Origin of the sequence: Nostoc sp. 'Peltigera membranacea cyanobiont' 213, from assembly GCF_002245975.1 — a bacterium.
Taxonomy (GTDB): Bacteria; Cyanobacteriota; Cyanobacteriia; order Cyanobacteriales; family Nostocaceae; genus Nostoc.
This window is the reverse complement of sequence record NZ_NOLI01000104.1, coordinates 18000-28389: the sequence shown is the minus strand read 5'-3', so window position 1 is coordinate 28389 and position 10390 is coordinate 18000. Positions and strand designations below refer to the sequence as shown.

General features: G+C 47.7%; 6 protein-coding genes and 1 pseudogene. 5 read left to right on the top strand and 2 right to left on the bottom strand.

The window, feature by feature from the left end; all coding sequences use genetic code 11:
• The 4 genes and pseudogenes from CDG77_RS35705 to CDG77_RS23950 form a co-directional block, all read left to right on the top strand.
• Positions 1-1169: pseudogene (locus CDG77_RS35705) on the top strand (serine/threonine protein kinase); the annotation flags it as partial.
• Between the two features lie 1058 nt (positions 1170-2227).
• The gene (locus CDG77_RS23960) at positions 2228-4549 is read left to right on the top strand and encodes a family 2 encapsulin nanocompartment cargo protein terpene cyclase (RefSeq protein WP_094331851.1); all 2322 of its coding nucleotides are present in this window, start codon (positions 2228-2230) and stop codon (positions 4547-4549) included.
• A gap of 25 nt (positions 4550-4574) precedes the next feature.
• Complete coding sequence (locus CDG77_RS23955; protein WP_094331850.1) at positions 4575-5984, top strand: family 2B encapsulin nanocompartment shell protein; 1410 nt, start codon at positions 4575-4577, stop codon at positions 5982-5984.
• Between the two features lie 375 nt (positions 5985-6359).
• Entirely contained in the window at positions 6360-7766 is a 1407-nt protein-coding gene (locus tag CDG77_RS23950; RefSeq protein ID WP_094331849.1) for a family 2B encapsulin nanocompartment shell protein, read from the top strand.
• 49 nt (positions 7767-7815) lie between these two features.
• Here the strand turns inward: CDG77_RS23950 and CDG77_RS23945 are convergent, their stop codons facing one another.
• Both CDG77_RS23945 and CDG77_RS23940 read right to left on the bottom strand, forming a co-directional pair.
• Positions 7816-8433 carry an NUDIX hydrolase gene (locus tag CDG77_RS23945; RefSeq protein ID WP_094331854.1) on the bottom strand — a complete coding sequence of 206 codons (618 nt, stop codon included), beginning with the start codon at positions 8431-8433 and terminating at the stop codon, positions 7816-7818.
• A 105-nt stretch (positions 8434-8538) separates the two neighbouring features.
• Complete coding sequence (locus CDG77_RS23940; protein ID WP_094331848.1) at positions 8539-9741, bottom strand: phosphoglycerate kinase; 1203 nt, start codon at positions 9739-9741, stop codon at positions 8539-8541.
• Positions 9742-9830: 89 nt separating this feature from the next.
• Between CDG77_RS23940 and CDG77_RS23935 the strand changes: the two genes are divergently transcribed.
• Positions 9831-10238, top strand: a complete 408-nt coding sequence (locus tag CDG77_RS23935) for a universal stress protein (RefSeq protein WP_094331853.1) — start codon at positions 9831-9833, stop codon at positions 10236-10238.
• Positions 10239-10390: the final 152 nt, after the last annotated feature.

Genomic DNA, 10390 nt, shown 5'->3' with positions numbered 1-10390 from the left:
CCACATCCGCTACTGTCGCCATCTCTCCACCTTCTCCCCCATCCCCATCATTTTCCTCACCTCCCCCATCCCCTCAGTCCACAAGTTGGTGGACACCAACAAAAACCTTCCTAGTGGCGGCGGCGGTAGTTGGTAGTGTTGGATTAATTTTGTGGGGACTGAATAGCCGCCGAAATAATGTTGTAGAAGTCCCACCTACTCCTATAGCCAGCCCAATTCCAACCAGTAACCAACCAACCGATCCTTTAGCGCAATATTCACCAGCAGAACGACAGCGCAAAGAAAGATTAAGCGATCGCCGTCAACAGTTGGGGATTAACTCTAACTTCTACGTGAACTTAGTGAATCAAGTTTTTTGGGACAGAAACCCCAGTTTACGGGGACGCACTCTCAGCGATGGCCCTGAAGATGAGAGTTTACGGGCAGAATGGGATAAAACAGCCTCAGAATTGCTGGAAAAACTCGCGCCACTGAGTTCCAACACCCGCCGAAAACTGGGAACTTATACAACTGCTGAACGCGATCGCTGGAAAGTAGAAGTCAACAAAATCAATGTTGGTAGTCGTTCTTTGTATGATTTGGGAGATGCAGCTTTTTTAAGTGTATTTCCTGAACAGCGTGGTAAAGATTTTCGAGATCAGCCAATTGGACAAGTTTGGTACGGTTTTGTAAGCGATAAACTTAGTGCGATCCTCAACGGTACCGCTTTTCAGAAGCTTGTTTTTGATCCGGGTGCAACTAGCAAAACAGTCAACGGTATTCTTCAACCTGGTGATGGTAAAGTATTTATTGCCGGACTGGCGAAAGATCAATCTTTGGAATTGAAACTACAGGCAAATTCCCAAGTTTTGTTATCAATATATTCACCATCTGGCAAAATCCAATTTTTAGAAGATTCTCCCCAGCGCAGTTTATCAAAAAAATTACCAGAAAAAGGTTTTTACGAGTTTGTCGTGGTTTCCACAGCATCGAAACCAGAAGACTATCGACTCACCATCACGGCGGAAAATCCCGCGCCTGCACCAACACCAACACCAACACCAACACCAACTTCCACACCTACTCCCACAGAAACACCAACACCAACTTCTACGCCAACTCCCACAGAAACCCCCACACCTGAACCTACACCGACACCTAGTGCTGAGGTGACACCTCAAAGTAATTAAAAATTAAAAATATTACTCATCTACTTCAGAAACTATTTATAAAGTAAATCAAAAGTTAGAGAGTGTTACGGTGAACCAGCGCGTTGGGCAGGTTTCCCGACTTGTTCGCGCAGCTAGGCGTTAGGCAATACTTCTCGGTTAGCGCAATTAGTCGTTGCATATCCCCCCAACCCCCCTTAAAAAGGGGGGCTTCTAATCCTCTTTTACCCCCTTAAAAAGGGTGTCGCCGTAGGCGGGGGGATCTGAATTTAGGACGACTCAATCCTTATCCGAGAAGTATTGAGGCATTAGGCGCTTTGATGAAATTTTTGTGACAAATCATCTGAAAATATGCGCCGAACCCACCATAGGATAATTTTATTTTTACTTTATTAACTCTCTCAAAGAAACAGACTACTGGCTGCGATCGCTTTTGGCCCCACCCGTAACCTCTTATAAGTGAAAAGCTATTTAGGATATGCATTTCACGCCAAATGACATAATTTTTAATTAATCGTTGTTGTGCCCCTTAACGACAAGAAATTCTTTGTTAATCGATATTAGTTGCGAAAAATTTACAATTAGTAATTATTGTTTAATAACTGTCTTAAATCTTTTGGCTATCTGCTTAACTGTCTTAACTGTCTTCTAATTATCAAGTTTTTGATTTAACTATCAACTTAACTGTCTTAACTGTCTTCTAATTATTAAGTTTTTGATTTAACTATCGTTTAATTGCTTTAGTATACGGATTGCTTTTTTTCTAAAACTATGAAAAGTTATGGAGGCATCATCATAAATCACTAAAAATTCATTTACCAGCATCGGAAATAAGTAATGACCTAAATAGCTTTTTCAAATGCCTTATTTTTCGTTATAGACAACTTCAAAGAAACGTACATCGCTTGTTATTCGGATTAACAACATCTTGTCTTATCGCCTGGATACAAGCCACTACGAGGAAACCAAATGTGGGGACTTAGCCCGGTTGTCGAGAATACTTGTAAACTGCAACGGTGCTGAGATCGGCCACGAAATAAAGACAGCAAAAAGACCCCAGAGGAGGTTACGCGCAGATCATGCAACCCTTTGAACTGCCAGAATTTTACATGCCTTGGCCCGCGCGGCTCAACCCAAATTTAGAAACGGCACGAGTGCATTCCAAAGCGTGGGCCTACCAAATGGGGATACTTGGCTCACAAGAGGAAGCGGAAAGCTCTCCTATTTGGGACGAGCGGACATTCGATGCCCACGACTACGCCTTGCTTTGTTCCTATACTCATCCAGATGCACCAGGGGCGGAGCTTGACCTAGTGACCGATTGGTATGTTTGGGTGTTCTTCTTTGACGATCACTTCCTTGAAATCTATAAGCGCACCCAAGATATGGCTGGTGCGAAGGAGTATCTTAACCGACTACCAGCATTCATGCCAGTTTACCCCACCGACACCCCCCCAGTTCCCACCAACCCGGTGGAACGTGGTCTGGGCGACCTGTGGTCTCGTACCGCATTCACCAAGTCTGCGGACTGGCGGCGTAGGTTTTCCGAGAGTACCAAGAACCTTCTAGAAGAGTCTTTGTGGGAACTCTCCAATATCAGCCAAGATCGGATTGCTAACCCAATCGAATACATCGAGATGCGCCGCAAGGTTGGTGGCGCTCCGTGGTCAGCCGATCTCGTCGAACACGCTGTGTTTGTTGAGATTCCAGACGAAATCGCCACAACTCGACCGATGCGTGTACTGAAAGACACATTTGCTGATGGAGTGCATCTTCGTAACGACCTGTTCTCCTACCAGAGAGAAGTCGAAGATGAAGGCGAAAATGCCAACTGCGTGTTGGTCTTTGAGCGCTTCCTAAATGTGAGTACGCAGGAGGCAGCCAACCTCACCAATGAACTGCTAACCTCGCGGTTACAGCAGTTTGACAACACCGCCATTACAGAACTGCTGCCCCTCTTTGAAGAATACGGACTAGACCCGGTGGCTCGTGTGAACGTTCTGTTATACATCAAAGGACTACAGGATTGGCAGTCAGGCGGTCATGAGTGGCACATGCGATCGAGCCGCTACATGAACAAGGGAGGGGACAATTCTTCGGCATCCACCCCACTTCTTGGTGGGCCCACTGGGCTGGGCACATCGGCTGCACGGATTGGATCGTTATACAGCACCTTGGGTTTGGGAAGATTCAAGAACTTCACTCATGTTCCATACCAAGCTGTGGGGCCGGTAACGCTGCCGAAGTTTTACATGCCGTTCGCGACAAGTTTGAATTCTCATTTGGATGCCGCGCGGCAGCATTCCAAAGAATGGGCCCGCCAGATGGGGATGCTGGACTCACTACCAGGCATTCCTGAAGCCGTCATCTGGGATGACCACAAGTTCGATGTTGCCGACGTAGCCTTATGCGGGGCGTTGATCCATCCCAATGCATCCGGTGCTGAGTTGAATCTGACGGCGGGCTGGCTTGTCTGGGGAACTTATGCTGACGATTACTTCCCAGCACTCTACGGACACAGCCGCAATATGGCGGGTGCAAAAGTATTTAACGCTCGACTGTTGGCGTTTATGCCTCTTGATTCCAGCCCCATCCCCTTACCGACCAACCCAGTAGAACGTGGCTTGGCCGATCTGTGGTCTCGCACAGCTGGTCCCATGTCCCAAAACGCGCGGGGTCAGTTCCGCCGTGCGATCGCGGATATGACCGAAAGTTGGTTATGGGAACTCGCCAACCAAATCCAAAACCGGATTCCAGACCCAATTGATTATGTTGAGATGCGCCGTAAGACCTTTGGCTCGGATCTGACGATGAGCTTATCTCGACTAGCTCAGGGCGACGAGATCCCGCAGGAAATCTACCGGACGCGATCGATGCGCCAACTGGATAATTCAGCCGCCGACTTTGCCTGTTTGACCAACGATATCTTCTCTTACCAGAAAGAAATAGAATTCGAGGGCGAACTCAATAACGGCGTGTTGGTCGTTCAGCAATTCCTCAACTGCGATCTGCCGCAGGCTGTCGAGGTGGTTAACAATCTGATGACCTCTCGCGCTCGTCAGTTTGAACACATCGTTGCCACTGAACTGCCAGCCCTGTTCGACGATTTCGACTTGGACGCAAGTACCCGCGAGAAACTGTACGGATACGTCGAGAAACTACAGCAGTGGATGTGCGGTGTCCTCAAGTGGCATGTGACGGTAGACCGCTATAAGGAATTTGAATTGCGTAATAGTTCGGCAGAAGGGCGGCTACTCAATGGCCCCACAGGTCTGGGCACTTCGGCTGCGCGGATCAGATCGTTGATCGGTGCAGGGGGTTTAAGTTCAGTCCTCGATCAAGTCGGGTCGGGTTCTTTAGTCCAAGATCGGTATTCGATCGAGTCAGATCGGTTTTTTTAGTAACTATAGAATAGAGGGTTAGATTATGACAGAATCTATTGAGTCAAATTTGGATGTTGAGAATGAGCATCCCCGGCTGAGTTTGAGTACATCTGCTGCGCGTAACTTGGCGACGACGACCAAATCTGCACCGCAGATGCAGGGCATTACCTCACGGTGGTTGTTGAAACTGTTACCTTGGGTACAAACCAAGGGTGGTACTTATCGCGTAAACCGTCGGCTAACCTATACCGTAGGTGATGGGCGGTTGAGTTTCTCCAACACTGGAGCCGATGTACAGGTAATACCCCAGGAACTTGGTGAACTGCCATTGCTGCGAGGGTTTGACAACGTTGAAGTGTTGAATGCGTTGGCGGGTCGGTTTGTTCAGCAGGAGTTTGCCCCCGGTGACACGATTGTGGAGTTAGGCCAACCAGCCAATCAGCTTTTTCTGATCGCTCATGGCAAGGTGGACAAGATTGGTGTTGGCAAGTATGACGAACAGACCGTGCTGGGTGTGTTGGCTGACGGTGACTATTTTGGTGGTCAGGTGTTGCTAGAGTCGCAGAGCAATTGGGAATTCACAGCCAAAGCAGTTACCCGAACCACGGTATTAGTCCTACCACAACAGGCATTTCGGGAACTTCTCAACCAATCTGAGGCCCTACAAGCTCACGTCGATGGCTTCAGAACTCGCCCAGAAGGACAACAGAACGAGTACGGTGAAGCTTCCATTGAGGTGAGTTCAGGACATCTTGGGGAAACAGAATTGCCCGGAACCTTTGTAGATTACGAACTTTCACCCCGCGAATATGAATTGAGCGTTGCCCAAACCGTATTACGAGTGAGTACTCGGGTAGCGGATCTGTACAACGAACCAATGAATCAGACCGAACAACAATTACGCCTGACCATTGAGGCGTTGCGGGAACGTCAAGAACATGAATTGATCAACAACCGTCAATTCGGCTTGTTACACAACGCCGACCTCAAACAACGCATCTACACCCGTAGTGGCCCACCTACCCCCGACGACCTTGACGAACTGCTGGCCACGGTATGGAAAGAGCCGGCATTCTTCCTGGCTCACCCTCGCACGATCGCTGCCTTCGGTCGGGAGGCCAACCGCCTCGGTCTCTATCCACAAAGCATCGACCTGGGTGGCAACCGGGTACCTGCTTGGCGGGGCGTACCCATCTTTCCCTGCAACAAGATCCCCATTAGCAATGCCCGCACTAGTTCTATTTTGTTGCTCCGCACTGGTGTAGAAAAGCAAGGGGTGATTGGCTTACATCAAACTGGTATCCCTGACGAATACCAACCCAGTCTGTCTGTCCGATTCATGGGCATCAGCGAAAAGGCGATCATCTCTTATCTCGTTACCGCTTACTATTCAGCAGCCGTCCTCGTCCCTGATGCACTCGGTATCTTAGAAGACGTACAAATCGGCCTCTAAACATTCATCAGAGGTGAAGGCAAAATGACCTTTGTCAATAAGAAATTACGCTGAAAAACCAGGGTTAAAATCAGTTTTGTACTGACTTTTCAGTTTTTCTAAGGAGATTAGCCCCCAATACGGTTCGGTTAAGATCCCCCCGCCTACGGCGACCCCCTTCAAAAGGGGGTAAAAGATGGTTATAAGCCCCCCTTTTGAAGGGGGGTTGGGGGGATCTTCGATGAATAAACACCTTAACCGAACCGTATTGGATTCGCTCCTTCCTACAAATTTGGGAATATTTTTCAGCAAGATTACTTTTTGACAAAAGTCTTATAACCTTAACCTCTAACCTATTGGGTCGGGCACTTTTGTTATTAACTAGAGGATGAGGTGATGACGGATTCTATTGAATCGAATATAGATGTTGAAAATGAGCATTCCCGGCTGACTTTGAGTACGGCTGCTGCCCGTAATTTATCTACGACAACTAAATCTGCACCACAGATGCAAGGTATTACCTCGCGGTGGTTGTTAAAGATGTTGCCGTGGGTGCAGACCAAGGGTGGCACTTATCGGGTAAACCGTCGGTTGACCTATACCGTGGGTGATGGGCAGTTGAGTTTCTCTAACACTGGAGCCGAGGTGCAGGTGATTCCCCAGGAACTTGGTGAGTTGCCGTTGCTGCGAGGATTTGACGACGTTGAAGTGTTGAATGCGTTGGCGAGTCGGTTTGTTCAGCAGGAATTTGCACCTGGTGACATCATAGTGCAGTCAGGTCAAGCAGCGAATCAGCTTTTTCTGATCGCACATGGCAAGGTGAACAAGATTGCTGTTGGCAAGTATGGTGAGCAGCCTGTGTTGGGTGTGTTAGCCGATGGCGATTATTTTGGTGGTCAGGTGTTGCTAGAGTCCCAGAGCAGTTGGCAGTTTACAATCCAAGCTTTGACTCGAACCACAGTATTGGCGCTACCACAACAGGCATTTCGGGATCTGCTCAACCAGTCCGAGGCGCTACAGGCTCATGTCGATCGCTTCAGAACCCGCCCACAAGCACCACAGAACAAGTATGGAGAAGCCTCCATTGAGGTGACATCGGGGCATCTCGGAGAAACTGAGTTGCCGGGAACCTTCGTAGATTACGAACTCTCACCCCGCGAATATGAGTTGAGCGTCGCCCAAACTGTCTTGCGAGTAAGTACTCGAGTGGCGGATCTGTATAATCAACCGATGAACCAGACCGAACAACAACTGCGGCTGACTATTGAGGCATTGCGGGAACGCCAAGAACACGAATTAATCAACAACCGTCAATTCGGTTTGTTACACAACGCCGACCTTAAACAGCGCATCTACACCCGTACCGGGCCACCCACCCCCGACGACCTCGACGAACTGCTGACTCGGCGGAGGAAGTCGAAATTCTTCCTGGCTCACCCCCGTACCATTGCGGCTTTCGGTCGGGAGTGCAATCGCCTCGGCATCTATTCAGAAAACATTGATTTGGACGGCAGTATGGTGTCCGCTTGGCGGGGCGTACCCATTCTTCCCTGTGATAAAATCCCCATCAGCAATACCCAGACTAGCTCCATCCTTGTACTCCGCACTGGCGAGGAAGACCAGGGCGTTATCGGCTTACATCAAACTGGTATCCCCGACGAATATCAACCCAGCTTGTCTGTCCGATTCATGGGCATCAGCGAAAAGGCCATCATCTCTTACCTCGTTACCGCTTACTATTCAGCAGCCGTCCTCGTCCCCGACGCACTCGGCATTCTCGAAAATGTTGAAATTGGGCGTTGAGGGAAGGGTAAACCTGACTTTTTATAGTTAAGGTGAAGGCTACTTTCAATCAATCAAAATCTGTTGGTAAATCTAGATTGCGGTAATGGTGGAAAAGTCGGGTGATTTGTCTTGGTGTCACCCGTCCGATGGAAAGTTCTGGTAAAGTATCTTCAGCAAAAAAACCTACATCTTCAGTTTCAATACTAGATGATGGAGAACCACCGATAATTTCACAGTGAAAAAACAGCTTATAGACATAAAACGGAAACGGGGGATGTCCCTGTTTATCTCTGTCATAGACTGCTAGTAATTTGATAGCCCGTGCTTGATATCCAGATTCTTCATATACTTCTTTCACAACTACTTCACTGGGCGACTCGCCAATATCAGCCCATCCACCAGGTAAAGTCCAACAGCCATCGGCTCTTTCTTTAACTAACAATATAGTATTATCCTGAAAAATCGCTGCTCGCACGTCAACCTTGGGAGTTGCATACCCGATTTCACGGCTAAATAAATCGAGGACATAACTGTGTTCTACATTCGAGAAAGTCGCCATGATTTCTGTGGCGATCGCTCGTAATTGCTTATAGCGTTCAATATCAAAAGGGCCTTCAGAATAGGTTAGACCATTTTGAGCGATCGCTTGCAACTTTTGTGCCCATTCCAGCCATTTAGTTTCCATATTTAGGGATTGGGGATCGGGTACTGGGTACTGAGGATTGGGCATTGGGGATTGGAAAATAGTATTTTTAATCTTATTTCCCATTCCCCATTCCCCATTCCCTAATTACGCATCATCTAAAGCCGCAATTCCGGGCAATATCTTGCCTTCAAGTAACTCTAAGCTAGCGCCGCCACCAGTGGAAATGTGGCTCATTTGGTCTGCTAAACCAACTTTTTCCACAGCCGCTACTGAGTCACCACCGCCAATGATGGTGGTTGTGCCAGTTTTACCGATTTCGGCGAGGGTATGAGCGATCGCTTCCGTACCTGCTGCAAACTTATCAAACTCAAACACACCCATTGGCCCGTTCCAAATTACCGTTTTGGTATCTGCAAGGGCTTCTTGGAAAAATTTCACCGAGTCTGGCCCAATATCTAAACCCATCCAACCATCAGGGATATTCTCAATGCTGACGGTTTGAGAATTTGCATCAGGGGCAAAATTATCTGCTAATACCACATCTGTGGGTAATAGTAAAGCAACACCCCGTTCCTTAGCCTTAGCTTCCAAAGACTTCGCTAGTTCCAGCTTGTCTTCTTCCACCAGCGACTTACCGACATTCAAACCACGGGCTTTGTAGAAGGTGAAAATCATCCCACCGCCAATGATTAGCTTGTCGCACTTCTCCAGTAGCGTTTCAATTACGCCAATTTTGCTGGAAACCTTGGAACCGCCAATAATTGCCGCCAAAGGACGTTGGGGATTTTCAATGGCATTTTGCAGATATTGCAATTCCTTCTCAACCAAATATCCAGCCACAGAAGGGCTGAGGAATTTAGTTACACCTTCAGTAGAAGCATGGGCGCGGTGTGCAGTCCCAAAAGCATCATTTACATAAAAATCAGCATTAGCTGCCAATTTTTTCGCAAATTCTGGGTCGTTTTTCTCTTCTTCTGGATAAAAACGGACATTTTCTAGTAACAGCACTTGGCCATTTTGCAGTGCGGCAACTTTAGCCGCAACTTCATCACCAATGGAGTCATCAGTTTTAATGACTTCTTGCCCCAGTAACTCAGACAGACGCTTGGCAACGGGAGTTAGGCGTAATTTGTCATCCACACCCTTGGGACGGCCAAAATGGCTGGCGAGAATGACCTTAGCTCCCTTCTGCGTCAAATCTTGGATGGTTGGTAGAGCGGCACGAATGCGAGTATCGTCGGTAATGTTGCCTCGATCGTCCACAGGCACATTAAAGTCAACCCGCACTAAGGCACGTTTCCCAGAGATATCAGCCGAAGATAAACTTGCTAAACTTTTTTTGGACACACCAAACTCTCCTGATTGCCTTTTTGTTATTGTTTTGAAAGTAGAACCATCAAGATTTTACCGGAGTCAGGGGTACCCAAGTGACAGAGATATTTAAGACAGTACTATTTCCGATCGATCAAAGCCGGGAAACGCGGGAAGCTGCTGACGTTGTTACCAACGTAGTCAAAAAGTACAGCAGTCGCTTGGTGCTGCTGTCTGTGGTAGAAGAACCACCAAAAGATGCGCCTAGTGCAGATCCGATGGTGTCACCAGAGGTAGTTGCTAAACTGCTAGAAAGCGCCCAATCTTTATTCTCTGGGCAAGGAATTCAATCCGAAATCTTGGAAAGGCAAGGTAAACCAGCTTTTACTATCTGCGATGTCGCTGATGAAATTGGGGCTGATTTAATTATCATGGGCTGTCGGGGGCTAGGCTTAACTGAAGAGGGAGCGGATGATAGTGTGACCACTCGTGTGATTAACCTTTCCCCTTGTCCAGTGCTGATTGTGCCTTAGTAGTAGTCAGACATCTGGTGAAATTAATTATGCGTTATCCAGAACCCTTGTAGAGACTCAGCAATGCTAAGTCTCTACATTCTTTTTTTGAGATGTCTAATGACAAACAGAAAATTCTGAGCGTCGGAAGTCGGCGCTCAGAACTTTAGAGA

What these genes read in the sequence shown, in the direction of transcription:
- CDG77_RS23955 (WP_094331850.1), top strand. Translation starts at nt 4,575, where the DNA reads ATGACAGAATCTATTGAGTCAAATTTGGATGTTGAGAATGAGCATCCC.
- CDG77_RS23950 (WP_094331849.1), top strand. Translation starts at nt 6,360, where the DNA reads ATGACGGATTCTATTGAATCGAATATAGATGTTGAAAATGAGCATTCC.
- CDG77_RS23945 (WP_094331854.1), bottom strand. Translation starts at nt 8,433, where the DNA reads ATGGAAACTAAATGGCTGGAATGGGCACAAAAGTTGCAAGCGATCGCT.
- CDG77_RS23960 (WP_094331851.1), top strand. Translation starts at nt 2,228, where the DNA reads ATGCAACCCTTTGAACTGCCAGAATTTTACATGCCTTGGCCCGCGCGG.